Source organism: Caulobacter sp. S45, assembly GCF_009765965.1.
Lineage (GTDB): Bacteria > Pseudomonadota > Alphaproteobacteria > Caulobacterales > Caulobacteraceae > CAHJWH01.
Genome location: NZ_LMUL01000014.1, coordinates 95382 through 120506, shown reverse-complemented (window position 1 = coordinate 120506; position 25125 = coordinate 95382). Strand labels below are relative to the sequence as shown.

Sequence of the window (25125 nt, the reverse complement as noted above, 5' to 3'; positions counted from 1 at the left end):
CTAGATAAAACCTGTGAGCAGACGTCATTTCATCAATGCGGTCGGAGCGGAGACCGGCGCCGTCGAGCCGACCATCGCACCTGCGGTGGAGCGTCCTCGCGACGTCGCACCGCCGCATACCGCCTCCTGGACCGCCAACCTGATTCCGCTGGCCGTGGCCAGCGCCCTGTTCATGGAATTCATCGACTCCACCGCCCTGTCCACCGCCCTGCCGACATTGGCGCGGGCGTTTCATTCCGATCCGGTCCACCTGAAGCTGGCCCTGACCTCCTATCTGCTGGCGCTGGCGGTGTGTGCGCCGGCGAGCGGCTGGGTGGCGGATCGATATGGCGCGCGGCGGGTGTTCCTCTGCGCCATGGGTGTCTTCCTGATCGGTTCGACCCTGTGCGGCTTTTCCCGCTCGCTGAACGAGCTAGTGGGCGCGCGCATCCTCCAGGGACTGGGCGGGGCGATGATGACCCCGGTCGGCCGTCTGATCGTGGTGGGATCGGCGCCGCGGGACCGATTCGTCTCGGCCATGTCCTGGTTCACCATGCCGGCGATGATCGGGCCGCTGCTGGGGCCGCCGCTGGCCGGACTGGTGCTGGGCGTGGCCGACTGGCCCTGGATCTTCTTCATCAACATCCCGGTCGGCATCCTAGGCATGATCGCGGTCGGCAAATACGTGCCCAAGCTGGAGAGCCGTCATCCGGGTCGCTTCGACACCTCCGGCTTCTTCATGGCCGCCGTCGCCATCACCGGCCTGGTGTTCGTGTCGGAGACGGGCGGGGTGGGACTGGTGTCCTGGCCGGTCGAGCTGGTCGTCTTCCTGATGTTCGTCATCGCCGGCGTGGTCTTCGTCCGCCACGTCAAGCGCACCGAACGGCCGGTGCTCGAACTCGACCTGCTGAGGATATTCACCTTCCGCGCCAGCACGCTGGGCGGGACGCTGGTGCGGATCGGCATGGGCGCCACGCCCCTGCTGCTGCCGCTGCTGCTGCAGATCGGCCTGGGCTGGTCGCCGGTGAAGGCGGGGCTGGTGACTATTTCCCAGTCCTTCGGCGCGCTGATGTTCAAGCCCGTGGCCCCGACCGTGCTGCGCCGCCTGGGCTATCGCAACGTGCTGGTGTTCTCCGCGATCGGCACCGGGATCACCATCGCCCTGCCCGCGACCTTCAACGCCACCACGCCCTTGATTGTGATGGTGATCCTGCTGGGCCTGAGCGGTTTCGTGCGCAGCATGCACTTCACCTCCAGCAATGCGCTCGCCTATGCGGACGTCTCCAAGAAGCGCGTCAGCCAGGCCTCCACCCTGTCCACCGTAACCCAGCAGGTGAGCATGAGCCTGGGCGTGAGCTTCGGCGGCCTGCTGCTGCACCTGGCCCGCGGCCATGGCGCCGGGGTGCTGACACCGGCCAACTTCGTCGTGCCGTTCCTGGTGGTGGGCCTGACCTCGATCCTGGCTGCGCCCTTCTACATGCGCCTGCCGGCGGACGCCGGTGCGGAGATCGGCGGACGCCCCAAGCCCGCGAGCTCCGTACCCGCGCGCGCCTAGCGCGCAGCGGCGATACGGGCGCGGGCGATCTCGTCCGCCACATCCTGGGTCGGGCGGCGTTCGGCCGAGGCCTGCTCGAACACCTCGTCCAGGGTCTGCATCAGCCGGTCGAGTTTCGCGGCCACCCAGGCGCCGTCGAACGCCTGCCCATGGTCCAGGGCGCGAATTTCCGCCGCGACGTTGGTGATGCCGCCGCCATTGATGACATAGTCGGGCGCATAGAGAATCCCGCGCTCGAACATCGCCCGCCCGGCCTCGGCCGAGCCGAGCTGGTTGTTGGCGCCGCCGGCGATCACCTGCGCCTTCAGCCGCGACAGGGTTTCCAGCGTGATGGCGCCGCCGAGCGCGCAAGGCGCGAACACCTCCGCCGTCTCGTCGAAGATCGCGTCCGGTGCGACGGCTCTCGCGCCGGTGGCGGCGACGATCTCCTGCACGGCGGCCTGGTTGACGTCGGCGATCACCAGCTTGGCGCCCGCCGCATGGAGCTTATGCGCCAGGAACCCACCGACGTGGCCCACGCCCTGGATCGCCACCGTCACCCCGTCGAGCCCGCCACCGAGCGCGCGCTTCACCGCCAGTTCGACGCCCCGAAACACGCCTTCCGCCGTCACCGGGCTAGGATCGCCGGACGCCGCCGGGTGTCCGTCGAGACCGGCGATGAAGCGGGTAGACTTGCGCGCGTGGAGCATGTCGGCCGGAGATGTGCCGACGTCCTCGGCCGCCCAGTAGCGGCCGCCGACCGATTCGACCGCCCGGCCGAACGCCTCGAACAGGGCCGGCGTCTTGTCGGTGCGGCTATTGCCGATGATCACCGACTTGGCCCCGCCCAGCTCCAGGTCGGCCATGGCGTTCTTGTAGGACATCGCGCGCGACAGCCGCAGCACGTCGTCCAGCGCCGCCTCGGCGCTGGCGTAAGGCCACATCCGGCAACCGCCGGCCCCGGGTCCGCGCGCGGTGGAGTGCACGGCGATGATGGTCTTGAGCCCCGTCTTCTCGTCATGGAAGGCCTGGACGCTCTCGTGGGCGTCGAAGGCGGGCGAATCGAACAAGGTCATGACGCGGGAAGTCCCAATGAGCGCGAGGCGCGCCGGGTACGCCCTCTCGCGCCGTCCTGCAAGCCGTGTCAGCCGGCTTGGACCGCGGACTTGGCCTCGCCCCCTGGCCTGGCGGGTAGGCGCGATGTCGCGGGAATGGCCGGCGCGCCGGACGGCAGCGGCCCGTTCGGGTTTCGGATATAGGCGAGGATATCGTCCAGAACGCGCTGGCGCCCCTTGTCGCGCAACAGCAGGTGCCAGCCCGTGGCGTAGTAGGCCGAGCGGTCCTTCGGTCGCAGCTTGCGTACGGCGCGGAAGGCGGCCGGCTTGGGGATGATCTCGTCGTGCGCGCCGTACTGGTACAGCATGGGCGTACGCACCCGGCCGATCTTGTCCTGCGCCTGTTCCATCAGCCCGACGAGGCCGTAGACGGTGTCCACCCGGGTGGCGAAGATCATGTTCCGATCCCGCCCCATGCGGCGCAGTTCGTCCAGGTTGTCGGAGGCGAAGATGCGCCGCGCCAGCCAGTTCGGCGCCTCGAGCCGATAGGCCGGGTCGAGATGGGCGACGAGCCAGAGCGCCGCGCTCGCCGGCGGCCCCTGCTCCCGCCAGCCCCACACCGCCGGGGACGCCAGGACCACCCGATCCGCCGCCGGCGGCGTGTCGGAGGCGAAGGCGCTGATCGCCACGGCCCCGCCCATGCTCTCGCCCACCACTGCGATCGTCGCGCCGGGATGACGCGCGCGGACCAGCGCCGTCGTCACGCGCAGGTCCTCGACCATCAAGGCCTCGCCGCCCCACACGCCCCGATCCGACGTCCGGCCGAAGCCACGCTGATCGTAGGCGTAGGTGGTCACGCCCTTGGCGGCCCAATAGGACGCTGGCAGTTGGAAGCCACCGGAATAGTCGTTCATGCCGTGCAGACCGATGATCACCGCCCAGGGCCGGGTCTCGGCCCCCGAGGAATCGACGGCTGGCCAGACCTGCAACGGCAGGCGCGTTCCATCCGAACTCACCAGCGCATCCGGCTCCAGCCGAGGACCGTTGAAACCCAGCCCCGGCGCGCCGACGCGCTGGATCAGCGGTTGGCAGGCGGCGAGGCCCACAGCCCCTAGGCTCGCCAGCAGCACCCGCCGAGCCGGAGCCGGCGCCCTATCCGTCAACGACTACAGCCCGCGCCAGACGATAGACGCCCTTGAAGGTCTCCGGGTCGGCCGGCTTGTTATGGCGCAGGATGGTCAGCCGTCCCTGACGCGCCAGGCCCACGGCGACGGTGCGAACCTGGCCCAACTGCCGCCGCCAGTTCTCCGGATCGACCGCGCGCGCCACCTGCTCGGGCGACACGCTCTTGCCCGGCGCCGTCTGGTCGATCAGTTCCAGCAGGGCCGTCTCGACCGGTACGCTCATGGGGATATCGCCTCGCTACTCGGCCGCCGTACGCTGGGCTGCCGAAGGGGTATGCAGGTGGGCTTCCGCCGCCAGCAGGTCGCGCTCGCCCAGGGCCATGTAGTCGCGCGTAAGCGGCAGGGCGTCCACCTTCTTGGCGAGCTGGATCTGGAAGTTCATCATGCCGAACCAGCGGAACCCGGCCTCGCTGGCGACCAGGTAGAACTCCCACATCCGGCAGAAGCGCTCGTCGTACAGTTCGGCGATCTCGGCGCGCTGCGCCTCGAACCGCCGCCGCCATTCCCGTAGGGTCTCGGCGTAGTGCAGCCGCAGTAGCTCGATATCGGTGACCCAAAGCCCGGCGCGCTCGATGGCGGGGATCACCTCCGAAAGCGCGGGGATATAGCCGCCGGGGAAGATGTACTTGGCGATGAAGGGCTGGGTGACGCCCGGCGGCGTCCGGCGGCCAATCGAATGGACCAACGCCACGCCGTCGTCGCTCAGAAGCCGCGCAATGGTGTCGAAATATTCCTGGTAGTTCGGCACGCCGACATGTTCGAACATCCCCACCGAGACGATGCGATCGAACTGGCCCTGCACGTCGCGGTAGTCGCGAAGCTGGAAGTCGACGTGGCGATCCATCCCGCTGGCCGCCGCCCGCTGGCGGGCGATGGTGAGTTGTTCCTGGCTGAGCGTTACGCCCAACACCTCCGCCCCGATGCCGCCCAGCGTCAGGCCTAGGCCGCCCCATCCGCAGCCAATGTCCAGCACCTTGTCGCCCGGCCGCACGCCGAGCTTGGCGGCGATATGGGCCTTCTTGGCGATCTGGGCCTCTTCCAGGCTGTCGGTCGGCGTGCGGAAGTAGGCGCAGGAGTACTGGAGGTCGGGGTCCAGGAACCGCCGGTATAGATCGTACGACAGATCATAGTGATGGGCGACGTTGCGACGTGAAGCCCGGCGACCGTTCACCTGCGTCAGTCGGCGGTGAGTAGCACTGCGCAGGCGGCCGATAAAATTGTTGTCGTTGCGCCAGACATTGTTGTTGCGGCCGACCAGTTCCAGCAGGCCGTACATATCGCCGGCCTCGAACGTCAGTTCCCCGTCCATGAAGCATTCGCCGAGCTTCAGGTCCGGCTTCAACGCCAGCTTGACCGCCGCGGATGGCGTCATCCGAATGGCGATCTCGGGGCCAGAACCGTCTCCGAAGGTTTGAACGGGCGTGCGCCCTATTGTGACCTTCAGGTCCCCGTATTGGATGGTGCGCTGCAGAAAGCCTTGAAGCACGCCGACACTCCCCATGCCTTATAGGGATAATGGCGAAGGCTGCGGCGCGGCGCCAGACCCGGCGCAGCAAATATGCCGCAGCCCACCCTATCGTTAGGCGTGCACGCCGACGCCGATCGGACAGGTCACCCCTGTCCCGCCGATCCCGCAATAGCCGCCGGGGTTCTTTTCGAGATACTGCTGGTGGTAGTCCTCGGCGTAATAGAACGGGCCAGCCGGCTTGATCTCGGTAGTCGGCTCGGAATAACCCCTGGCCTTGAGGGCGATGGCGTAGGCGTCGCGCGAGGTTTCGGCCGCCGCGGCCTGGGTCTCGCCATAGGTGTAGATGGCCGAGCGGTACTGGGTTCCGATGTCGCCGCCCTGGCGCATGCCCTGGGTCGGATCATGCCCTTCCCAGAACACCTTCAGCAGGTCCTCGTAGGAGACGATCTTCGGGTCGAACACGATCAGGACCGCCTCGGTATGGCCGGTGCGTCCCGAGCAGGCCTCTTCGTAGGTGGGGTTCGGGGTCACGCCCCCCGCGTAGCCTACGGCTGTGACCCAGACGCCGGGAATATTCCAGAACAGCCGTTCCACGCCCCAGAAGCAACCCATGGCGAACTGCGCAATCTCCAAGCCCTGCGGAAACGGACCCTTCAGGGGACGGCCGTTGATGAAATGGGTTTCGGAGGTGCGGATCGGCTCGGGGCGCCCCTTCAGGGCGGTCTCGGCGGTCGGCAGATCGGCGGCCTTGCGGTTCAGGAACATGGAAATCTCCATTGCCCCCGGCTTGGGAGGCCTCTCGTTAGCCTAGATAGGCGCCGCGAGGCGCTAGCGAAGGGGGACGTTGCGGCTTCGACGCCAAATGAACCGCTGGGATTGTAATTCTCGTTTGACAGCCGCCAAAGGCTGTGATGAACGAAAAGGGAACATCGGGGGATTTCCAATGCCTAGCCTTATTCGCGCCGGTTCGCCGTGGCGTTCGCGAGGACGATTGCTGCTGGGTATTCTCGCTTCGATATGCGGCGCAGGATGTGGGAACCGTTCCGCCATAGCCGTGGAGCCGCCGCTTCAGGCCGGCGCCTTCACCGCCTATGTCGCCCAGCAGTTTCACAAGGCGCTTCCCCAGGCGAAAATCCAGATCACGGGACCGTTGACCCTGGAGGTGGAGGCTGCCTCAGGCGCCTCGACAGCGCATCTGGACACCACTTTTTCCGCCTGCCTCCGCAATCCCAATGCATGCAACCTCCTGGTCACCACGCACGTCGCCCAGATGTCGGCGGTCTATGGAACTGCGGATCATGGATTTGCGGCCGCCGACCTGCGCGTCGTCGTCCGGCCGGGCGGCTACATGGACCAATACCGCCAGGTCATCGCGGGCAAAGGCGCGCCCGTTGCGGCCCCGCTTGCAGGTGGTTTCTGGATGATCGGGGCGGCCGATCGTCCAACCGCCATCGAGATGATCAATTCGAGCGCGCTGACGTCGCTCGGCCTTTCGCCGGAGGAAGCGCTGATGGTCGGCAAGCGGAATATGCTTCACTCCATGAGCGATCATCTGACCCACGCGCTCGAGCATCATAGGACAGGCGTCGGGATGCTGGAGAACGATCCCTACATCTCCAGCCTTTTCGCATTTCCCGAACTGTGGGCGCCGTTGGCGAAGGTGGCGGGCGGCAGCCTGCTGGTCTCCGTCCCCGCTTCGAACGTCGTCCTGTTCTGCAACGGAGACGAAGCCGGCGCGAACGAGGCGATGAAGCAGGCCGTCCAAGAGGTGATGAGCCACGCCGAACGGCCGTTTTCCCCTACCGTCTTTCGCTGGAGCGCCGACGGTTGGACCGCGCAGCCCTGATGATCGGCGAGGACCGGATCTCGTTTTTGTAAACGAGGGCCGGACCGCGCCTTACACCTTGGTTATTCGAGTTTCAGCGCGAAGCGGTCTGGGTCCCGCGCGGAACCGGCGCGCGTTCGGCGCGGTGAAGCTCGTCCAGAGCGATCCGCAGGGTGGTGTTGTAGCAGTCGATGGGCGCGTTGACTTCGTCGTTGGTTACAGTCTGGCAGACCTGGCGAGCGGCTACGCGCAGCGCAGCTTCAGCAGCATTGGGGGTCAGGCCGGCGATTTTGACGGCGACGGAGTCTTCTGGCGCAGGGTCGGCATGGGCCATGCCTGCGGTGGCGGCGAGAAGGCTGAGGGCAAAGAGGGTGCGAAGCATGGGAGTCTCCTAGTGATGGAAAACTCCTCCCAGGGGCCGCTTCTAGAAGGCGGCGATAATTGGCGTTTTAAGCAATTTCCGGCCGAAGCCAAGCTTTAATTGTGCGGTGCAACATCGCGGCGTGCGGTGTACCGGCTCAGGCCTCCTCGGCGTCCTCGCCTTTCAGGACGACGAAAGCATCGTGGAACCGCTTGAGCGCCGCGACCGAGGATTGAACCCGGCTGGTCGCCGCCGCCGGGTCGCCTTGCGCCCCGTTGATCACTGCGAGGTTGGTGCTCGCGATCGCGTCGGCGAGCGCCTGCAGACAGGTCCTGAGGGCGACAAGGTCTTCCGCCTCTCCACCATCCACAGGCTCGTCATCGCCGGGATCGATAAAGTCGGACAGGTCCACCACGTCAATTTCTCCAGCGGCTCAAACGCTGCCGCAGATATTCGCATTGTGCGAGGCGGATGTGATCCACCTACAACTTGCAGTATTCTTCCAAGAATTCCAGCGTCGCCTTGGCGACCTTGTTGCGCTCGCGATCCAGCGTGACGAGGTGGTAGCTGTCTTCGAGATAGAGCTTGCGAACGGGCCCGCGAACGGAGGCGGCCAGCCGCTCCGCGTTGCGGATGTCGGTGATATCGTCCTCGCGGGCGTGGACCAGCAGCATGGGCGCGGTGATCTGCTCCAGGCGACGGCTCGTCCAACGGATCAGGTCTAGGTTCTGGGCAAGGCTGCGCCCCGGCATGAACGCCAGGCCGGCTTCGGCGACGGCTCCGGACATCAGCAGTTCGGCCATCTTCGCCCGCAGGCGTTCGTCCTTGATGCCGTAGGGCGGCCGTTCCTTGAAGCGATAGCGGTTCACCAACGGGATACGCGCGCCGATGGGGATGAACCACGAGCCCTTGGGAATCACCCAACCGTCGTAACGCAGCGTCGGGGCGAAGCAGGCGATGCCGCTCACCCGCTCCGGATGGCGGATCGCCAGGGCCAGCGACAGCACCGCGCCCATCGACAGGCCGCCAACCAGCACCTTGCCGCCGCCGTCAGTCAGCCGGAAAAGCTCGGCCTCGGCGCCGGCCAGCCAGTCACGCCAGCCGGTCTTGAGCAGTTCGCGTTCACCCACGCCGTGACCCGGAAGCATGGGGGCCTCGACCCGATGCCCTGCATGGCGCAGGTGGCGGGTGATGATCTGGAGATCCGCTGGCGCACCGGTCAGGCCATGCAGCAGCAAGGCGGGCGACTTGGGTCGAGGAGCCGCCGCGATGGCCGCCTCCACATCGCGCCGCGGCGGCGCTTCCAGTAGCGCAACACTCATTGAGCGGCCGCGCGGGTGAAGAGCTGGTCGAGCAGTTCGATCGCCATGTCGATCTCGGCCTCTGAAATCTCGAGCGAAGGGGCGAACGTGATCACGTTCTTGTAGTAACCGCCCACATTCAGCACGAGGCCCATCTTCTTACCCCCATGTTCGAGATCGCCAGCGAGGGCGATTCCCAGCATCTTGTCGAGGAAGGCCTTGTTCGGCGTCCAGCGGTCGTCCGGCTGGCAGACCTCCAGGCGCAAGGCCAGGCCCAGGCCGTCCACTTCGCCGATCTGGTCATGGCGCTTCATCAGCCCGCGCAGGCCGTCGAGGAAGCGATCGCCCTTGGCCTTCACCATGGCGCCGTAATCGGTCTCGTGGACCATCTTCATGATCTCCAACGCCACGCTGGTGCCCAGCGGGTTGGAGTTGAAGGACGAGTGCGTGGAGCCCGGCGGGAAGATCTGCGGGTTGATCATCTCCTCGCGCGCCCAAAGGCCCGCCAGGGGGTTTAGACCGTTGGTGATGGCCTTGCCGAACACCAGCACGTCGGGCGTCACGTCATAGTGCTCGATGGCCCAGAGCTTCCCGGTGCGGAACATGCCCATGTGGATCTCGTCGACCACGAACGGGATGCCGTACTGGTCGAGCACGACCTTCAATTCCTTGAAGAAGTTCAGCGGCGGAATGACGTAACCGCCGGTCCCCTGCAGCGGTTCGGCGTAGAGCGCCGCGTATTCGCACTTGCCGAGCTTGGGGTCCCACACGCCGTTGTATTCGGTCTCGAACAGGCGGGCGAATTTCTTCACGCACTGGCTGGCGTATTCTTCCTTGTCCATGCCGCGACCGTTGCGGAACGTATAGGGGAACTCGATAAACAGCGCCTTGTCGCCGAAATGGCCGTAGCGGCTGCGGTAGCGGTAGCTGGAGGTGATGGCCGAGGCGCCGAGCGTGCGGCCATGATAGCCGCCCTCGAAGGCGAACATGTTGCCCACTCCGCCGCGCGCGTTACGCACCAGCTTCAGCGAATCCTCGATCGCCTGCGCCCCACCGACGTTGAAATGCACCCGGCCAGGCAGTCCGAATTTCTGCTGGCAGTCGTTGGCGATGAAGGCCGCCAGCTCGATCTTGTCCTCGTGCAGATACTGCGAGGCGATTTGGGGCATGGTGTCGAGCGTACGCTTGGCGACGTCGTTCAGGCGCGGATTGCGGTAACCGAAGTTCGACACCGAATACCACATCTGGAGGTCCAGATACGGCACGCCCTTACGATCGTACATGTACGACCCCTCGCAGGCGGTGAAAATCGGCGGATGCTCGACGTAGTGGACCGTGTCCCCATAGGAACAGACCCGGGCCTCCAACTCACGGAGGCGATCTTCGTCGGCTTGGCTAGCGATCATTGAGCGACCTTAAACTTCGAATGTTGCATCATGGAAACGAGATCGTCCGACGGCGACGTTTCGCCGCCCTGCCCCACGGTTTTCCATGGGCCGTCGTCGCCCAGGGTGGACAGCGCTGCGCGGATATCGGCGAAGCTGGTGAACGGAATCGACGCCAGGCCCCGGTCCATGCGCGAAGCCAGCAGCGAACTCTTGGCGAAAACCAGGTCGCATACGTCGGACACGCACATGTCCGAGCGCCCATCGCCGATGTGCAGTCTCGGATGGACCCTGGAAACGGCGAGGCATTTGCACGTCCCGGAGACACATCCCTCCGCCGCATAAGGGAAGTCCACGCTCCAGCGTCCCTCCCCCTCATAGACCAGGCGATTGGCGACGACCGGGATGTCTTCCAGGCCCAGGCGAGCCATCACCCGGCGAATCACCCAGTCATAACCGTCCGAAACGATCCGGACGTCGAGCTTGAGGCGGGCGCAGTCCGCGAAGAAGGCTCGTACCTGCACATCGACCGCGCGCTGATCGACCCAGTCGGCGAGATCGGCCTCCGACACGCGCAGCATCCGGGTTTGAAGCTCGAGGCAGGTCCGCGATCCGATGCGACCCGCCTCCCACTCGGCTTCCACCTCCAACCATTGGGGCCCCGCGAAACGGGCGAGCATCGACTGGACGACGTCGTCGCAGGTGATGGTGCCGTCGAAATCGCAGGAGATGCTCCAAGCCACGTTGGACTCACTAAGCATCGTGCTGCGGGCGAATGGCCGCCGCTTGCGGAATCCGGGATGGGTTGGTCACACTCAGACGCCTCAATACTCGTACGCTCTGCAGGCCGCCGCCGCCCCGGTTCGCACGCGCGACTTGATCATTTCCACAGCGTCATATGGCTTTACGTCGATCCGGCAGGCTCTGCTATCCTGGGCCGCCGTCTCCAGGTGCGGCTAGGGGACGCGGAACCCGAGCGTCGCCTTTCGCGTGGCGTACGCTGAAACCGTCGAGCCCCCTGACATCTGGGGAATCCGGACGAAGGGTCGGCTGTTTACGCCCCGCTGACGAGTGGAGCCTACGCGGGCCGATAGGTGGGGCGTGCACCGCACCTATCGACGACGACGCGACCGCGCCTATCGGGTGGGGGCGTTCGCCGAACCGGGCGCGGGCGTCTGGGGTTGGGAGCTGTCGAATATGGGCCCGCCCGCATAGCTGAAAACCATCACCTTCAGGCTGTTGGCCACCAGCACCCGATGAGCGTGCAGGAAGTCGGCTCCGAGCAGCATGCGCGGTTCCGCCAGATCATGGGTATGGGAGCCGAGCCGCGTCCCCGTCTCCTCCATCTTGTTGTATTTCCACATGTCCGAGACGACGATCTCGGCGTTCCGGATGGTTTCGTCACCGATGGTGAAGGTGTCGAAACGCACCACATTGGCCGGGAGACGGTGGACGCCGATCCCGCCGACCTCGCCGGACATCTGGGCCTTGTCCAGATCGACACCCGCAGCCCTGGCCGCGGCCGGCGTGACGATGGACTGGGGCGCCCCACTGTCGATCAGGGCCGGAACGACGTGACCGTTCAGCAGGATGTTCACGAGAATAGCCGGGCGGCTCGAACCGTCCGATTCGAGCGCCACCTGCGAGTAAGGCTTGTTCCAATAGGCGATCTGGGAGGCTGCGCACCCATCCACCTTCACCAGCCGAACCGCATTGTCCGGCATGTCCAGTTCGAGATCGTGCTGGGCCAGAAGTTCGCGGCCGATGACGGCGACGGCGTGATGGTCCAGGGAGGCCATGGGGAGCACGGTCATGGCCTCGTGGGGCAGTTCAATCTTGCCGAGCGTCATATTGAACTGCGCCTCGCCAGTGCCCACCCGGCCGCCGATTCCTTCCGACTTGAAGGCGTTCGAAGCGACCATCTTGACTCCCAGCCGTTGCGCGTCCGGGTAAGGCATGGCGCTGATGTCGGCGCCCGTGTCCAGCATGAACACGGCCGGTTGACCGTTCACCGCCCCCTCCACCAAAGCCCGATTGGGACTTGGTATGAGTGGGAAATTTCCAAAGACCCCAATCTTACAGTCGGCGTAAGCGTGCGGCGCCATCCCAAGCGCCGCCGCCGCCAACAGACTTCCAAGCCCCCAACGCACGTCTTTCTCCGATCAACCCCGGCGCGAGGTAGAAGCCACGGAGCGATCTTCGTCAAGACGTCGGTGCGGCGTCGACGACGTGCCGATTGCGGTCGCGGAGCGCTGCGGCTTCTTCATCGTACAGGAACGGAAGGTAGGCGTAGCGGCGCCCCGAGGTGACGGGTTTGACCTCGTGCAGCAGGCCGCAGCCGAACACCGTCGCGCCGCCCGTCGGCGGCTTGAACAGGCCCTGGCCGAACTCGGGGAAGCACAACTCCCCCCCATCATATTCCTCGGCGTTGAGGTTGATGGTGACGGCGAGCTGGCGGTGCGCGGTGCCAAGGGTGGTGTTGTCGCGATGGGCGGAAAAGAAGCCCCTGTCGCCCACATCGTAGCAGGCGACCAGGTAACGTTCGATCCGCGTCGCCTGCCAGCTGTAAGCCCTGGCGATGATCGGGGCCAACCGATCGCGCAGGCGCACCTGGACGCCGATCCTTAGCTGTTCATCCTGGAGTTCGACGTCCGCGCGGCGTTTGAAGGTCGGGTCGTAGACGCCCACGGTCCGCTCCCCCTCCTGCCGCATGACGCCCGAAAGCGTCCCGCCGACGGTTTCGTAATAGTCGATGAGCGTGCGGCAGAACTCAGGTTCGAAGACGCGCGGGATGGTCAATACCGGCGCGTGACGAGCCTCCTCGATAGGCGCCCGATCGAGGCTGGCGCGAAGAAGGTCCAGCACCCAACCGGTCTGGGTGATCGGCGCGCTGGCCGCCACGCGCAACAGGGGGTCCAGCAGGAAGACGGTGGGACGGTAATCGTCGGTGTCGCCCAACACGCCGTACAGGCGGCTGATCGCGCCGTCGTAGTCGTCAAAATAACGCAGGCCGCCGCCCGGCGCGAGCTGGCCGGAGGCGCGGTCACGTCGCGTGACGCTGACGCCGAAGAAAAGCGCGTGGCCGCCGTCGAACAGCGCGCGGCTGGCGAGGATCTGCTGGTGAGCGTTTCGGATCACCTCGTGACCCAGGCCACCGAAGAACATCAGCAGGACCCAATGGCCGCCCACGCTGTCGAAGGTGAAGGCTGGGATGTCGTCGCAAGGCGCGCAGAACCAGGGGGCGGGTTCGCCGTATCGCGGCGGCGAGCCGGTCGTCGTCGGCGTGGTCATGCTCGGTTGCGCCCGCTGTCTTCCGTCGCGGTGTGCGAAAGGCGCATCCGCGCGCCCGATGCTCGCCGCCGGATATGTCCCTCGCCATCCGGCGGATCGCCGCACGTTAAGGAAGCGTTTGACCGTCGCCTGTTCCAGGCTCGATAGGGTCGGGCGCGGGGGTGTCATGCAAGCGCTACTGAAATTCGTCTTCGGCTATGCGGTGAAGACGGGCGATCTGACGGTGGTCACGGCCAAGGGGCGCGTCCTGCGTTTCGGCGACGGGACTGGCGCGCCCGTGACCATCCGGTTCAATGACAGCGCCGCCGAACGGGCGTTGGCGCTCGATCCCGCCATGAAGCTCGGCGAGCTGTTCACCGACAGCCGGCTGCTGGTGGAGCAAGGCAGCATCTATGACTTCCTGCATCTCATGCTCCGCGATCTGCGGAACATGAAGCCGCCGCTGCTATTCCGGCTGATAGACCGCGTTCAGATGGCGCTCTGGCGATGGCTTCCGAAGAACAAACCCGAACAGTCGCGCCGCAACGTCGCCCACCACTACGATCTGGGCGACGCGCTCTACGCGCTCTTCCTCGACCCGGATTGGCAATACTCCTGCGCCTATTTCGAATATCCGGGACAAAGCCTCGCCGATGCCCAACTCGCCAAGAAACGGCATATTGCGGCCAAGCTGCTGATCGAGCCCACCTCCAGCGTGCTCGACATCGGCAGCGGATGGGGCGGGCTGGCGCTCTATCTCGCCAAGGTCGCAGGCGCGGCGGCGGTGACGGGCGTCACCCTTTCGGACGAGCAGATTGCGCGCGCACGGCTGCGGACGGAAGCGACGGGTTTGAACGACCGGGTCCAATTCCGCCTGGAGGATTATCGCGCCGTCCAAGGCCAATTCGACCGCGTGGTTTCCGTCGGCATGTTCGAGCACGTGGGACTTGGCTTCTACGATGAATTCTTCAGCACCAGCCGTCGACTGCTCCGCGACGAAGGCGTGATGTTGCTGCACACCATCGGTTCGGTCGGCACACCGGGCCCAACCAACCCCTGGATTCTGAAGTACATCTTCCCCGGCGGCCACATCCCGTCCCTTTCGGACATTGTGCCTCCGATCGAGCGTTCGGGGCTGGTCATCACCGATATCGAGATGCTGGGGCCCCACTACGCCGAAACCCTCTTGGCCTGGCGCACCAACTTCATGGCCCGGCGAGATGAGGCCGAACGTCTCTATGACGCGCGCTTCTGCCGGATGTGGGAGTTCTACCTCGCCCTGTCCGAAGTCGCGTTCCGCACCAACGACATCACCATCTACCAGATCCAGCTCTCGCGGGAGCGCCAGACCGTGCCGCTCACGCGGGACTACCTAGCCGCCGCCGAGGAGACCCTTCGCACACGCGAGAAAGCCTGACGGCCCTCAGTGCTCGGGAACGAGCTTGGCGTGTGACGGGTCGAACGCGAAAGCCTTCAGGTTAGCCTGCAAAGCGGCACGACGTCGCCAGGGTCGCCAGGCGTCCGCCGAAGCGACCGGATCGCCGATGTGGTAGGTGGCGACCGCGGCGGAGAGCGCATTCATGCGACCCGAACCGATCGGGCGCAGGCGCGTGTAGCCGCTGGCCCTTAACCGCTCGACCGCCCGGGTGATCGCGCCTTCCGCGTCGATCGCCGCGCTCACCACCCCCTCGTCGCATCCAAACCAATGCGCGAGTAGACGGGTGCGGAGCTGGGCGATCCGGGCTCCGGCGGCGGTGGCGCCAGGACCCGAGGCCTCGATACAAAGGTCGCACTCGGTGTCGAAGCCCATGGAGCGGTTGTTGATATTGGCCGACCCGATCCGCAGCAACACATCGTCGATGATCGTCAGCTTTGCGTGGACGATGATGGTGCGGCCAAGCGTGGTCACCGGGCTGTAGGCCCTGAAACGACCGTGCACATCGGCCGCCTTCAGGTGCGCCACGAAGTCCAGCCGGGTCTTGTCCATCGTCGCCTGGTCGAAATAGCTCGGCGAATGCTGGGTGGAGATCAACATCACCTCGGGTCCACCAGTCTCCCTCAGGCGGGACGCCAGCGCCTCGGCGATCAGGGGCGAGGTGAAGTATTGGTTCTCCATATAGATCGACTTGCGCGCGGCCTTGATCGACGCGATGTGCAGCGCCTCGACTTCGCGCACCTGGGGATAGGCTCGCCACGCGCCGTGCGTGCGCGCCGCGCCGACGTCGATGTCGTGGAAGTCCGGCTCGACGCATTCGGGCCACGCCGGCGACTGCGATTGCTGGCAAGGATCGATGGCCTCTCCGGTCGCGCGCAGCCAACGCTCACGGAAAATCTCGCTCAGCATCACCGCGGCGTCGCCGTCGACGATGCCCATCACCTCGTGGCGGCTGTCGAAATCCTTATGGTCGCGCCGGGTCTTTTCGCGGCGAGGGTCGTCGTCCAGGTGCTTGGTGGTGTCCCATCGGTCCGGCCCGATGTCGCCGCCGCCGCAGAACGCGATCTGGTCGTCGACCACCAGCATCTTCTGGTGATGGCAGGCGCCGGCCGGCAGCTTGCCATCCAGGACAAAGCGGACACGCGTGCCTGCGAACGCCTTGCGGTCGGCGAACGGGAAGAAACGCTGGGTCGCCGCCACCGGCATGGCCGAGTTCCAACACAGGATGCGGATGTCCAGGTCCGGTCGAGTGGCGGCGAGGTGCTTCAGGAAGTTGCCGAACCGGTCGTCCTCGTCGCCGCTACCGTCCGGCCCCGGATGGAAGAAGGTGTCGTGCTCGAAGGCCCAGTTCAGGAAATGGATCGAGCGCTGCGCCCGCTGCATCGCCACCTTGGCCGCCTCGAAATAGCAGGCCATGTCGACCAGCAGCGCCGCGCGGTTGGCGCGCGTCACCCGCAGGCAGGTGCGTCCCTCCTCGAGCAGCATGGCGTCCCCTCCGAATCGATGGGGAAAGCGTATGCGACCTGAGCTTCCGCGTCAGGCGCTATGGTCCGGCTCGCCCGCACGGAAGGGTATAGAAGCCCATCTTGTACGGATGGACTTCTCGCTATTTGCAAACGTTTTGGCCCTTAGGCTGCGCGTCTACCCGTTTCGGCGGGATTGGCCGCCATTGTCAGCAACAGTTCAAGCATGACGGCCTGAGCAACCAAGCCGCTCATCTCGAGCGCCCCTGCCCCACAGCCCCTATTGGCCATCAACCTGGCCATGGCGCTCATGGTGATGGCGCCCCCATCGTGGGGATGCGTTTCGGCTAGGAGTTCCAGGGCCGCATCGGAATATCGGGTCAGGTAGGGGACGTCGGCGGCGCACATCCATTGCGTCACGTGACCCTTTGCGTCGGGTGCGCAATTCACGCCCCACCCATCGATGTCCTCGATCATATCCAAGGCGCAACCCGGCGGCCCCAGCACGACGGCGATGATCTCGGCGTCCAGCCGCCTGCTGGGCTCCGACGTAGCGTTCAGCTTTTCGACGAGTTCTAAGATCGACATGAGGCCTCCCTCGGTCAGATGCGCGGGGCTCCCCGCCCGACACAAAGGCTGCGCCGAGACTGTTAATCACTACCTAAGACATTTTTTTTGGTGGCCCGGCTAAATCGTGAGTGGACGCGCTCAATCCTGTTGCGGCTCGTGATCGTCGTTGGAGGCGGCATGGAGGGCGGGCGTGTCGTAGGGGTGGTCGGCCAGGTCGCGGGCGAGAGCGACCATAAGCTGAAGCCGCCGCTCCGAGATGTGGGTGAGGCTCATGATCAACTCATGCATGCCGCGCACGGTCGTCGTAAGGGTGAGTAGGGGCGCGTGCTCCTCGACCGGATAGTCGACCGGGGGAAGCAGGTCGGCCGCCGACACATCAAGGTGACGAGCCAACTTGACGAGCACCGATGCAGAGACGCGGTTTGCGCCCCTCTCGTATTTTTGCACCTGCTGGAAGGACACGTCCACGGCCATACCTAGCTGGGCCTGCGATATGTTCTTGCTGCGCCGTATCTCACGGAGGCGGTGGCCTACATAGATGTCGATCGGGTCTGGCGTCTCATTGGGCGTCTGCAATTTTTCCGATCTCATGCGGCTAGGAACGGTCAAGCTGGGTGTTGGATGCATACAGCATTACCGGCACGATGAACATTTCGTCCGACCATCACATGAAGCGCGGCGTGTTCAGCTTCCTGGTTCCGCTATCACTTTGTCAATCAAGGTTTCTTCGTAAGGGCCCGCGTGAAAAGATTTCGCGCAAGCAACGAATGCGCGTGCATATTGCGACATTGCAATATTAACCTACGCCCAGAACATTGGGTGGGAGGCGATAAAATGGCCCTGACAAATGCCGAAAGAGGTGGACCCGATCCGATCGACGTCCTCGTTGGCTTGAAGATTCGGGAGCTGCGTCGGGAACGGCGTATGTCGCAAGCCTCCCTAGGCGAAAAGCTCGGCATCACGTTCCAACAAATCCAGAAATACGAGCGCGGCGCCAACCGGATATCGGCTTCGATGCTGGTGAGGGCGGCCGACGCGTTCGAGGTTCACCCCGCGGCGTTGCTTCCCGATTCAAGCGCTGCGGCGCCGGAATCGTCCACTGTCCTCTACATGCTGACGAAAGTTCGGGGAGCAAACGAAATGGTGGAGGTGTTTTCGCGGACATCGCCGCGCCTTCGAACCGAGCTCTTGCGTTTCGCACGCAGCCTGGCCGCGGAGACGCATCAGGAATTGGAGTTGGAAACCTAGGCCACCTCCCTGTCGCGCCGCTTGGACGGGCTCTGACGGGGGCTCGCCCCCGTCCGCTCGACTCGGGCCGCAGGCGCAGTCTAAACGGTCCATTCTCGACGCCAGCGCTGGGAGCTCAATGTCCGCATACGAAGCTCACGAACAAAACGAACGCGCCGAACACGCCCATCAGATCCATCACCCGCTGATAACCCGCGTATCGATCACCATCGCCCTCCTGGCGGTCAGCGCGGCGATCGTCGGCAGCCTGGAGACGGTGGCGAGCGGCGCGGCGATCAACGCCACCAGCCGCGCGGTGCTGTTCCAGGACCGCGCGACGGACGCCTGGAACGAATACCAGGCCGACAGCCTGAAAAAGCACATCTATGGAATCGCCGGCGATACGCCCGGCCCGAACGCCGCCCGCTATCGGAAGACGGCCGCCGAACAGGTCGAAGTCCAGAAGCTGCTCCGCGCCAAGGCCGAGGGAGACGAGCGCCAGCGCGAACATCTGGTGCAGGTCGCCGAAGCGGCCGAGCGCCGCCACCATTGGCTGACCGCCGCCGCCGCGCTGCTGGAGATCGGCATCGGCGTTTCGTCCGTCTCGATCATCACCCAGAACAAATGGCTCTGGTACGCCGCCCTGGCGCTCGGTGCGGGCGGTCTCTCCCTGTTCGCGGTGAGCTGGCTGGTCTGAGTCGGCGGCTTCGACCTGAAGCGCGGGCCGTCCAAGCCGTAGACTAGGCCGCCGCCTGCAGTGCGCTCAAAGCCGGACGCAGCGTGCGGGCGAACCGGCCGAGCGCGCCCTCGAAGCTGGGCATGATGAAGCCCCGCTCGGTGGCCAAGGCCGAATCGGTCGGACGTTCGGCGCGCCAACCCAGCATTTCGGGCGAGGCGCGGGAGACCAGGCTGATGTCCTGCCCCAGCGCGCTACCGATACGCACGGCGAAATCATACCAAGACAAAGCCTCGCCGCTACTGAGGTGCCGCACGCCAGTCTCGCCATCAATCAGCAGATCGAGCACGGCCTGAGCCAGGTCGGGCGTATAGGTGGGCGTCATGATGTGGGTGGCCGATGCATAGACCGGCTGCCCCGCGGCCAGACCGCGCGCCACCTGCGCGGCGAAGTTCTGGGCGTCGTAGGGCGAGAACAGCGGCCCGATCCGAACCACCAGATTGCTAGCCCCGACGGCCGCGATAAGGCGTTCGGCCTCGGCCTTGCTACGCCCATAGGCGCCAAGCGGGCTTGGCGAATCGCTTTCGGTATAGGCGCCCTCTCGCCTATCCCCGAAGACCAGGTCCGATGAGAAGTTCACACACGGCAGTCCGCGCTCCACGCAGGCCTTGGCCAGCGCGGCGGCGCCTCGGACATTGACCACATCGCAGTCGTCGGGGCGACGTTCCGCCTCGTCGACCCCCGTCCATCCCGCGGCGTTGATCACCGCCCACGGTTCCAGGCCGTCGAGGATCGTCGCGAACCCGTCCGACGCGGCGAGATCGATTTCTTGGCGGGAGGTGAGCCGATGCGGAACACCCCGCAGCCGACACGCGCCGGCAATGGCCTGACCGAGGGCGCCCGTCGCCCCCGTGATCAGCAAGGGCGGCTCTTGCAGGAGATCATGGTCGGGTGCGTGCGCGAGGACGGGATCACAGCTATACGGCGGCCGCTCGAGCCGCAGGTCGCGACGCCACCAGCCCCGGTTCAGCAGCACGGGATGCGCCCTGGCTACAGCCTCGGGACTGTCACCTAGGCCGAGCCGGCGGAGCATGTCCGCCATCGCGGTCGCGCGCACCGACGGACCTCGAATGTCGAACGTTCCCGGCTCGTAGGACCCGGCCTTGCGGGTGATCAGGCTATCCCAGTCGTAGTTGCCGAGCAGCGCCCAGGCGGTGACTGCGCGAACGTCGACGCCCGCATCCCGCAGGTCGAGCGCGGTCCGCCAGGCCTCGAAGGTCCAGCGCATCTGCTCGTCGCGGGTGCAGCCGTTGTGGCTCTCGGTAATGGCCAGCGGGATCGCATACCGATCCCAGGCCTGGCGGAGCAGCGACTTCAGGTCGACCGGCTGGGGCGAAAGTATCCGTACGGCGTCAACGTCGGCATGGGCGCCCGACGGGATATCCCACTCCGGATAGTTCTCCACCCGCTCGTCGAGGAAGCGGACGCTGGTGGGGTAGTGGTTGACGCCAATGATGTCCGGCGGACAGGGATCGTCGGCGATCGCCTTCAGGCGGTCTGCGAGCCCGAATCCGGCGATGCGTTCAAACAGCGGGTGGTCAGGGCCGATGCTGCCCGTAAGCAGGTCCCAGGTCGCCCACCGCCGGACATTCTGGAATTCGGCGTCCGCCGCCAGTCCGGGCGTGGAGAAGACCTGTCCCAGGTCTTCGGTCTGGATCAACCGGGCCTCAGGGTTTACGTCCCTGATCGCCCGCATGGCGACCCTCACGCCATCGATCTGGTTGAGAAGGGCGCGCCAGAACAACCCTTCGTCACAGGCGTGGGGATACCAATGACCGTACAGCGCGCTGAACCTGGCCGTGGTCAGTGGTTCGTTGATCGGCGTCCAATCGCGAACCCACGGATATCGCGCGGCGACGCTATGAGCGTATTCGCCGAACGAGGAGACGAAATTGTCGCTGAGCAGGCTGGTGTATCGCGGGCCACTGCCGTGATGCAGCAGACCCACGATGGGCTGCATGCCCAGGCGTCGGATTTCGGCCAGGCAGGTGTCGGCGCGACTCCAGTCCCGCGTGTCGGGGGCGTCTGGGGCGACGCGTTCCCACAGGACGGGGTAGCGAAGAGATTTGACGTTCAGCCCGGCGAACCGTCCCAGGTCTTCCAAGGCGCGCTCATCGTGACCCGTCTCCTTGGACTGGTCCCGGTATTCATCTCCAACGCGATTGACCGTGCATTCGTGGCCGCCCCAAAGTTCGAGCATCAATTCCTCGGAACCCCAAATTCGTTGGCTAGGCGGTCGCGCCAAGGGATTGAACACGCGAACGCACGCCACGACTTTGTTCAGGTCGGCAGCGGCGTGTTTCTTCTACGCCTTCCGGCGCTCAATCGCGAGGAATGCGGCTTTGGGCGAGATCGTACCCGTCCACCCCGGTGTTCTCGATCAAACGCTCCGTCAGCCAGTCGATATAGTCTTCAAGCAGGCGACGGCTACATTCCGGCGTGCGCAACAAGGTGCGGTGGGCGACCGCCAACATCGCCAGGTCGGTGCAGTTGCAATCCATCCCCTAGAAGTGGGCGGCCCGACGTCCGTTCGCCAGTCCGCCCCCTCTGTTGGGATCAGGTGAAGGAATCTTCGCTTGGCTTGATCGCCTTGCCCCTGCCCTTCGCCGTCGGTTTGACGGCCTTGACGGCCTTGACAGTTTTTGCGGCCTTGGCGGGGACGACGGGCGGCGGCGCAGCCTTGCGGCCCAGACCCAAACTCTTGGCCAGCGACGATCGCTGGGCGGAGTAGCTGGCCGCCACCATGGGGTAGTCTTTCGCGAGACCCCATTTTGTCCGGTACTCGTCCGGCGTCATACCCCGCGTGGCGAGATGGCGCTTCAAAGACTTATACGGCTTCCCGTCCTCCAGACTGATGAGGTGGTCGGGAGTGATCGACTTCCTGATCGATATGGCGGGCGTCAGGACCGGCGAAACGACTTCGGGCGCCGTCCCGGCGGAGCCAAGCGCCTTGTAGGTCGCGGCGATCAGACTAGGCAGGTCGCTGGCCGCAACGCTGTTGTTGGTCACGTAGGCGGAAACGATTTCAGATGTCAGGGTAACCAGGTCAAAGCCCGTTTCTTCGTCCATATGGCAAAGCTCCACATCGAATCAATAAAGAGCTGTAAGCCAATACGCGGAGATACAAAAAGTCCCGTTAGACTGATTGGCGCGATTTTCTACAAAACAGAGCATCGCATCCGGTGTCGTTATCTTTCGCCTTCTGATCGGCTCGACGCCCCTCGACCATGTCTCGCAGGGCGCTATGAAGGTTTCGTCCAGCCCCGAGCAGCGCCACCGATAATGCACTCCTTCAGCTCGCAAACGCCCGCATGACCGGTTTGTGGGTGATCGCCACGATGCTGGCGGCCGGTTTCCAAGTCGCACGCAATGGCTTGCAACGAAGCCTGATGGCGCAGAACGGACCTTGGGGCGCCACCCTCGTCCGGTTCTTATTTGGGCTGCCGTTCTCCGTGGTGTTCGCGTTTGGGGTCGCGGCCTTCACGCCGATGGCCCACATGCGCCTTTCGCAAGCCTTCTGGCTGAGCGCGGCGGTAGGCGCCGCGTCCCAGGTATTGGCCACCGCAGCCCTTCTGCTCGCCATGCGGCGCGCGGGCTTCGCCGTCGCCACCGCGCTTCAGCAGAGCTCGCTGCCCCTGGCGGCGGTGATCGGGCTGTTCGTGTTCCATGACCCCCTGAGCCGCATTGCATGGGCGGGCGTGGCGCTGACCACCTTGGGACTGGCGATGCTAAGTTGGCCGGGTCGGCCCAGCGGGGAGCGGCCGATCACAGGCGCCCTGTTCGGCCTGCTGTCGGGCCTGGCGTTCGGGTTCTCGCTGAACGCCTTTCGACATGCCGGGCTGGCGTTGGAGCCCGCCCATCCGGTGTTCGCCGCCGTAGTCACCGTCTGCGTGGTGCAGGCGATGCAGTCGGCTGTCCTCGGTGCGATCCTGCTGATCGTCTCGCCACAGACCGTGTGGACAGTGATCAAGAGCTATCGGCGCAGCCTTGGCGCCGGCCTTTGCGGCTCCCTCGCCTCCTGCGGATGGTTCCTGGCCCTAGCGCTAGCCCCGGCGGCGTCAGTGCGCGCGGTCGGGGTGATCGAGGCTCCCATGGCGGCGTTGGCCGCGCACCGACTGTTCAAGGAGCGGCTTCACGCCCTGCAACTTGTCGCCGGGCTGGCGGTCGTGGCCGGGGTGGTCATGACCGCCCTCAACTGATCGGCTCAGGTCTTGTGGAAGATCAGGGACAGGTTGTTGGCCGGCATGACGATCCTCTCGGCCAGCATCAGGCCGTGCGTCGCCGCCAGGGCTGTCACCTCGTCCAGATGGCGCAGCCCCCAGGCGGGATTGCGGCTTTTGAGGCTTGCATCGAAAGCCAGGTTGGAGGGCGCGGTCTCGATATCGCGCTCGATATAGGGGCCGTAAAGGAAGAGGACGCCGCCGAGTGGCAGCAACCGCCCAGCGCCCAGCATCAGACCCAGCGTCGCCGCCCAGGGCGAGATGTGGATCATGTTGATGTTGACGATGGCGTCTGCTCGCTCGACCGGCCACCCGGCGGGATCGGAGGCGTTCAAGGACAAGGGCGGCAGTAGATTGGGCAGGCCGGCGTGATGGCGCCAGGCGGCGATGCTGGCCCGCGCCTCGGGATCGGGATCGGTCGGCCGCCACTGGAGATGGGGAAAGGCCGCCGCGTTGTAGACGGCGTGTTCGCCCGCGCCGGCGGCGATCTCGAGCACGACGCCGGTGTCTGGCAGGCGCGAGTTGAGTACATCGCGGATGGGATCGCGATTGCGGGCGGTCGAAGGCGAGACAGCGGCGCCTGAGGGGGGATCGGACATAGGCGCAGGTATAGCGTCAGGCGTTCGCGAACGGATAGGGCGAGATCGACTTGCGATGTTCGTCCACCAGCAGCGTCCGGCTGACCGGCTGAGCGGCGCGCTGGGGACAGTCCTGCCGTTCGCACAGACGGCAGGTCGGTCCAATCGGCATCACCGCCGGGGAGTTCAGGTCGAGGCCCCGGGCGTAGGCCAGCCGGGCGGCGTGCTTGATCTCGCAACCCAGGCCCACCGCCAGATCGTCCTCACCCGTTTCGACGCCAGCGCGGCGGACGGTGCGGCCCAGCGTGAAGTGGCGCACGCCGTCCTGGGTCTCCACGATCTGGGTGACGATCCGGCCCGGGGTGCGGAAGGCGCCGTGCAGGTTCCAGCGCGGGCACCCGCCCCCGAACCGGGCGAACGGGAAGCTGGCGTCGGCGGCGAAGCGCTTGGAGACATTCCCGGCCGGATCGATACGCATCATGAAGAAGGGCACGCCCCGCGCGCCCGGCCGACCAAGGGTGGTCAAGCGGTGACAGGCCTGCTCGAAGCTGAGCCCGAACCGCACGCACAGATGGCCGAGATCGTAGGCCTGCGCCTCGGCGGCGGCGTGGAAATCGCCATAGGGCGCAAGGATGGCGGCGGCGAGATAGTTGCCGAGCGACACCCGCAGCAGGTTGCGCGTGGCCGGGTCCGGCGGCGCAGCGCGCTGGACCAGGGCGGCCACCGACTCGGCGAATTCCAGCAGGGCCAGTTGATAGGCGGCTGAAAAGCTCCGCCCCGAACCGCCGAGCAACTCGGACAGGAACAGGCGTTTGCGATGCAGGTCGAAGCGGCGCAGTTCGCCCTGCATTAGCTCCGCCGTGGCCACCTGGACGCGGATGCCGAACCGGGTCTGCAGGCGTTGGCGAACCTCCACGGCGCGGACCTCGGCGGAAGATGCGTCCAGCTCATGCGCCAGGGCCTCGGCGCGCTCGTCCAGTTCGGGGAAGAAATTGCGCTGGCTCTGGATGAAGGTCCGCACCCAGTCGGACGGGGTGGCGATCGAGGCCCCCTCGCCGCCCTTTGCCTGGACATCGCCAAGCTCGATCAGGCGGCGGCGATCGAGGTGAGATTGGTAGAGCCGCACCACGGCTTCCGCGACGCCTGGCGCGTTCTCCGCCAGTTCCGAAATCTCGTGGCGGGAAACCGCGAGGTCCTTGAACAAAGGGTCGGCGAAGATCTCCACTAGGCTGGCGCCGCCCGCCTCCGCCTCGGCGGAGAAGCTGCGCAGGTCCAGTTCATAGGCGTCGGCCAGGCGCAGGAGCACCTGGGCCGTGACCGGCCGCTGGTTGCGCTCGATCAGGTTGAGATAGCTTGGCGACACGCCGAGGTCCTGGGCCATCCGCGTCTGCGTCAGGTCCAGCTCGCGCCGCAGCCGTCGCATGCGTGCGCCCAGGAACAGCTTGCGGTCGGATCGCTCGGCCATTTCGTAAATATGTCGGAATTTTACATGTATGACTAGATATAGATTTTCAGATTGGCATTTTGAGATTTT

26 protein-coding genes are annotated in these 25125 nt (G+C 65.5%); 6 read left to right on the top strand and 20 right to left on the bottom strand.

Features of this window, described 5'->3' with window-relative positions:
* Positions 1-13 precede the first annotated feature (13 nt).
* Positions 14-1534, top strand: coding sequence for an MFS transporter (locus GSQ87_RS07760; RefSeq protein ID WP_254062817.1), 1521 nt, complete (start codon positions 14-16; stop codon positions 1532-1534).
* Here GSQ87_RS07760 and GSQ87_RS07755 read toward each other — a convergent pair.
* The 5 genes from GSQ87_RS07755 to msrA form a co-directional block, all read right to left on the bottom strand.
* A complete protein-coding gene (locus tag GSQ87_RS07755; protein ID WP_158914936.1) occupies positions 1531-2589 on the bottom strand; it encodes a Glu/Leu/Phe/Val dehydrogenase in 1059 nt (352 codons plus the stop codon). The two genes, GSQ87_RS07760 and GSQ87_RS07755, sit on opposite strands and share 4 nt — an antisense overlap.
* A gap of 68 nt (positions 2590-2657) precedes the next feature.
* Positions 2658-3698: an alpha/beta fold hydrolase gene (locus GSQ87_RS07750; protein WP_254062816.1), complete on the bottom strand. Its 1041-nt coding sequence runs from the start codon at positions 3696-3698 to the stop codon at positions 2658-2660.
* 22 nt (positions 3699-3720) lie between these two features.
* Positions 3721-3975, bottom strand: coding sequence for a DUF3253 domain-containing protein (locus GSQ87_RS07745; protein WP_174241414.1), 255 nt, complete (start codon positions 3973-3975; stop codon positions 3721-3723).
* A gap of 15 nt (positions 3976-3990) precedes the next feature.
* Entirely contained in the window at positions 3991-5238 is a 1248-nt protein-coding gene (locus tag GSQ87_RS07740; RefSeq protein ID WP_158914934.1) for a cyclopropane-fatty-acyl-phospholipid synthase family protein, read from the bottom strand.
* A 93-nt stretch (positions 5239-5331) separates the two neighbouring features.
* Positions 5332-5985, bottom strand: a complete 654-nt coding sequence (gene msrA / locus GSQ87_RS07735; protein WP_158914933.1) for a peptide-methionine (S)-S-oxide reductase MsrA — start codon at positions 5983-5985, stop codon at positions 5332-5334.
* 97 nt (positions 5986-6082) lie between these two features.
* On the opposite strand from msrA, the gene GSQ87_RS07730 reads away from it, so the two are divergent.
* Positions 6083-7066 carry a hypothetical protein gene (locus tag GSQ87_RS07730; RefSeq protein ID WP_158914932.1) on the top strand — a complete coding sequence of 328 codons (984 nt, stop codon included), beginning with the start codon at positions 6083-6085 and terminating at the stop codon, positions 7064-7066.
* A 73-nt stretch (positions 7067-7139) separates the two neighbouring features.
* Here the strand turns inward: GSQ87_RS07730 and GSQ87_RS07725 are convergent, their stop codons facing one another.
* From GSQ87_RS07725 to GSQ87_RS07695, 7 genes are all read right to left on the bottom strand, one after another.
* The gene (locus GSQ87_RS07725) at positions 7140-7427 is read right to left on the bottom strand and encodes a hypothetical protein (RefSeq protein ID WP_158914931.1); all 288 of its coding nucleotides are present in this window, start codon (positions 7425-7427) and stop codon (positions 7140-7142) included.
* A gap of 136 nt (positions 7428-7563) precedes the next feature.
* A complete protein-coding gene (locus GSQ87_RS07720) occupies positions 7564-7818 on the bottom strand; it encodes a hypothetical protein (protein ID WP_158914930.1) in 255 nt (84 codons plus the stop codon).
* Positions 7819-7888: 70 nt separating this feature from the next.
* Positions 7889-8728, bottom strand: coding sequence for a carboxylesterase (locus tag GSQ87_RS07715; protein ID WP_158914929.1), 840 nt, complete (start codon positions 8726-8728; stop codon positions 7889-7891).
* Positions 8725-10113 (bottom strand): aspartate aminotransferase family protein, encoded by a 1389-nt coding sequence (locus GSQ87_RS07710; protein WP_158914928.1) that lies wholly within the window; start codon positions 10111-10113, stop codon positions 8725-8727. The genes GSQ87_RS07715 and GSQ87_RS07710 overlap by 4 nt, the downstream gene beginning before the upstream one ends.
* Positions 10110-10853, bottom strand: a complete 744-nt coding sequence (locus GSQ87_RS07705) for an MtnX-like HAD-IB family phosphatase (protein WP_256375876.1) — start codon at positions 10851-10853, stop codon at positions 10110-10112. Before GSQ87_RS07705 ends, GSQ87_RS07710 begins: the two co-directional genes overlap by 4 nt.
* Before the next feature lie 375 nt (positions 10854-11228).
* On the bottom strand, positions 11229-12104 hold the full coding sequence (locus tag GSQ87_RS07700) for a retropepsin-like aspartic protease (protein WP_158914926.1): 876 nt from the start codon (positions 12102-12104) through the stop codon (positions 11229-11231).
* A gap of 190 nt (positions 12105-12294) precedes the next feature.
* The gene (locus tag GSQ87_RS07695) at positions 12295-13383 is read right to left on the bottom strand and encodes a 2OG-Fe(II) oxygenase (protein WP_158914925.1); all 1089 of its coding nucleotides are present in this window, start codon (positions 13381-13383) and stop codon (positions 12295-12297) included.
* 166 nt (positions 13384-13549) lie between these two features.
* Between GSQ87_RS07695 and GSQ87_RS07690 the strand changes: the two genes are divergently transcribed.
* Positions 13550-14779 carry a cyclopropane-fatty-acyl-phospholipid synthase family protein gene (locus GSQ87_RS07690; RefSeq protein ID WP_158914924.1) on the top strand — a complete coding sequence of 410 codons (1230 nt, stop codon included), beginning with the start codon at positions 13550-13552 and terminating at the stop codon, positions 14777-14779.
* A 6-nt stretch (positions 14780-14785) separates the two neighbouring features.
* On the opposite strand, the gene GSQ87_RS07685 is transcribed toward GSQ87_RS07690, so the two are convergent.
* From GSQ87_RS07685 to GSQ87_RS07675, 3 genes are all read right to left on the bottom strand, one after another.
* Complete coding sequence (locus GSQ87_RS07685; RefSeq protein ID WP_158914923.1) at positions 14786-16282, bottom strand: phospholipase D-like domain-containing protein; 1497 nt, start codon at positions 16280-16282, stop codon at positions 14786-14788.
* A gap of 143 nt (positions 16283-16425) precedes the next feature.
* Positions 16426-16848 carry a hypothetical protein gene (locus GSQ87_RS07680; protein ID WP_158914922.1) on the bottom strand — a complete coding sequence of 141 codons (423 nt, stop codon included), beginning with the start codon at positions 16846-16848 and terminating at the stop codon, positions 16426-16428.
* Between the two features lie 120 nt (positions 16849-16968).
* Positions 16969-17406, bottom strand: coding sequence for a helix-turn-helix domain-containing protein (locus tag GSQ87_RS07675; RefSeq protein WP_254062814.1), 438 nt, complete (start codon positions 17404-17406; stop codon positions 16969-16971).
* Positions 17407-17664: 258 nt separating this feature from the next.
* On the opposite strand from GSQ87_RS07675, the gene GSQ87_RS07670 reads away from it, so the two are divergent.
* Complete coding sequence (locus GSQ87_RS07670; RefSeq protein ID WP_158914921.1) at positions 17665-18078, top strand: helix-turn-helix domain-containing protein; 414 nt, start codon at positions 17665-17667, stop codon at positions 18076-18078.
* A gap of 118 nt (positions 18079-18196) precedes the next feature.
* Positions 18197-18754, top strand: a complete 558-nt coding sequence (locus tag GSQ87_RS07665; RefSeq protein ID WP_158914920.1) for a DUF4337 family protein — start codon at positions 18197-18199, stop codon at positions 18752-18754.
* A 43-nt stretch (positions 18755-18797) separates the two neighbouring features.
* On the opposite strand, the gene GSQ87_RS07660 is transcribed toward GSQ87_RS07665, so the two are convergent.
* The 3 genes from GSQ87_RS07660 to GSQ87_RS07650 all read right to left on the bottom strand — a co-directional run bounded on the left by GSQ87_RS07660 (position 18798) and on the right by GSQ87_RS07650 (position 21862).
* Complete coding sequence (locus GSQ87_RS07660; protein WP_158914919.1) at positions 18798-20993, bottom strand: family 1 glycosylhydrolase; 2196 nt, start codon at positions 20991-20993, stop codon at positions 18798-18800.
* A gap of 121 nt (positions 20994-21114) precedes the next feature.
* Complete coding sequence (locus tag GSQ87_RS07655) at positions 21115-21294, bottom strand: hypothetical protein (protein ID WP_158914918.1); 180 nt, start codon at positions 21292-21294, stop codon at positions 21115-21117.
* 55 nt (positions 21295-21349) lie between these two features.
* Entirely contained in the window at positions 21350-21862 is a 513-nt protein-coding gene (locus tag GSQ87_RS07650; RefSeq protein ID WP_158914917.1) for a MucR family transcriptional regulator, read from the bottom strand.
* 242 nt (positions 21863-22104) lie between these two features.
* Between GSQ87_RS07650 and GSQ87_RS07645 the strand changes: the two genes are divergently transcribed.
* Positions 22105-22992, top strand: a complete 888-nt coding sequence (locus GSQ87_RS07645) for a DMT family transporter (protein WP_158914916.1) — start codon at positions 22105-22107, stop codon at positions 22990-22992.
* Positions 22993-22997: 5 nt separating this feature from the next.
* Here the strand turns inward: GSQ87_RS07645 and GSQ87_RS07640 are convergent, their stop codons facing one another.
* On the bottom strand, positions 22998-23612 hold the full coding sequence (locus GSQ87_RS07640; protein ID WP_158914915.1) for a DUF938 domain-containing protein: 615 nt from the start codon (positions 23610-23612) through the stop codon (positions 22998-23000).
* A 16-nt stretch (positions 23613-23628) separates the two neighbouring features.
* Positions 23629-25056 (bottom strand): short-chain fatty acyl-CoA regulator family protein, encoded by a 1428-nt coding sequence (locus tag GSQ87_RS07635; protein ID WP_158914914.1) that lies wholly within the window; start codon positions 25054-25056, stop codon positions 23629-23631.
* Between the last annotated feature and the right edge of the window lie 69 nt (positions 25057-25125).

Bases quoted from the DNA above. Each gene is read 5' to 3' on its own strand.
- GSQ87_RS07755 (WP_158914936.1), bottom strand. From the start codon at position 2,589: ATGACCTTGTTCGATTCGCCCGCCTTCGACGCCCACGAGAGCGTCCAG.
- GSQ87_RS07745 (WP_174241414.1), bottom strand. From the start codon at position 3,975: ATGAGCGTACCGGTCGAGACGGCCCTGCTGGAACTGATCGACCAGACG.
- msrA (WP_158914933.1), bottom strand. From the start codon at position 5,985: ATGTTCCTGAACCGCAAGGCCGCCGATCTGCCGACCGCCGAGACCGCC.
- GSQ87_RS07730 (WP_158914932.1), top strand. From the start codon at position 6,083: ATGAACCGCTGGGATTGTAATTCTCGTTTGACAGCCGCCAAAGGCTGT.
- GSQ87_RS07725 (WP_158914931.1), bottom strand. From the start codon at position 7,427: ATGCTTCGCACCCTCTTTGCCCTCAGCCTTCTCGCCGCCACCGCAGGC.
- GSQ87_RS07715 (WP_158914929.1), bottom strand. From the start codon at position 8,728: ATGAGTGTTGCGCTACTGGAAGCGCCGCCGCGGCGCGATGTGGAGGCG.
- GSQ87_RS07710 (WP_158914928.1), bottom strand. From the start codon at position 10,113: ATGATCGCTAGCCAAGCCGACGAAGATCGCCTCCGTGAGTTGGAGGCC.
- GSQ87_RS07705 (WP_256375876.1), bottom strand. From the start codon at position 10,853: ATGCTTAGTGAGTCCAACGTGGCTTGGAGCATCTCCTGCGATTTCGAC.
- GSQ87_RS07695 (WP_158914925.1), bottom strand. From the start codon at position 13,383: ATGACCACGCCGACGACGACCGGCTCGCCGCCGCGATACGGCGAACCC.
- GSQ87_RS07690 (WP_158914924.1), top strand. From the start codon at position 13,550: ATGCAAGCGCTACTGAAATTCGTCTTCGGCTATGCGGTGAAGACGGGC.
- GSQ87_RS07685 (WP_158914923.1), bottom strand. From the start codon at position 16,282: ATGCTGCTCGAGGAGGGACGCACCTGCCTGCGGGTGACGCGCGCCAAC.
- GSQ87_RS07680 (WP_158914922.1), bottom strand. From the start codon at position 16,848: ATGTCGATCTTAGAACTCGTCGAAAAGCTGAACGCTACGTCGGAGCCC.
- GSQ87_RS07670 (WP_158914921.1), top strand. From the start codon at position 17,665: ATGGCCCTGACAAATGCCGAAAGAGGTGGACCCGATCCGATCGACGTC.
- GSQ87_RS07665 (WP_158914920.1), top strand. From the start codon at position 18,197: ATGTCCGCATACGAAGCTCACGAACAAAACGAACGCGCCGAACACGCC.
- GSQ87_RS07660 (WP_158914919.1), bottom strand. From the start codon at position 20,993: ATGCTCGAACTTTGGGGCGGCCACGAATGCACGGTCAATCGCGTTGGA.
- GSQ87_RS07655 (WP_158914918.1), bottom strand. From the start codon at position 21,294: ATGGATTGCAACTGCACCGACCTGGCGATGTTGGCGGTCGCCCACCGC.
- GSQ87_RS07650 (WP_158914917.1), bottom strand. From the start codon at position 21,862: ATGGACGAAGAAACGGGCTTTGACCTGGTTACCCTGACATCTGAAATC.
- GSQ87_RS07645 (WP_158914916.1), top strand. From the start codon at position 22,105: ATGACCGGTTTGTGGGTGATCGCCACGATGCTGGCGGCCGGTTTCCAA.
- GSQ87_RS07640 (WP_158914915.1), bottom strand. From the start codon at position 23,612: ATGTCCGATCCCCCCTCAGGCGCCGCTGTCTCGCCTTCGACCGCCCGC.
- GSQ87_RS07635 (WP_158914914.1), bottom strand. From the start codon at position 25,056: ATGGCCGAGCGATCCGACCGCAAGCTGTTCCTGGGCGCACGCATGCGA.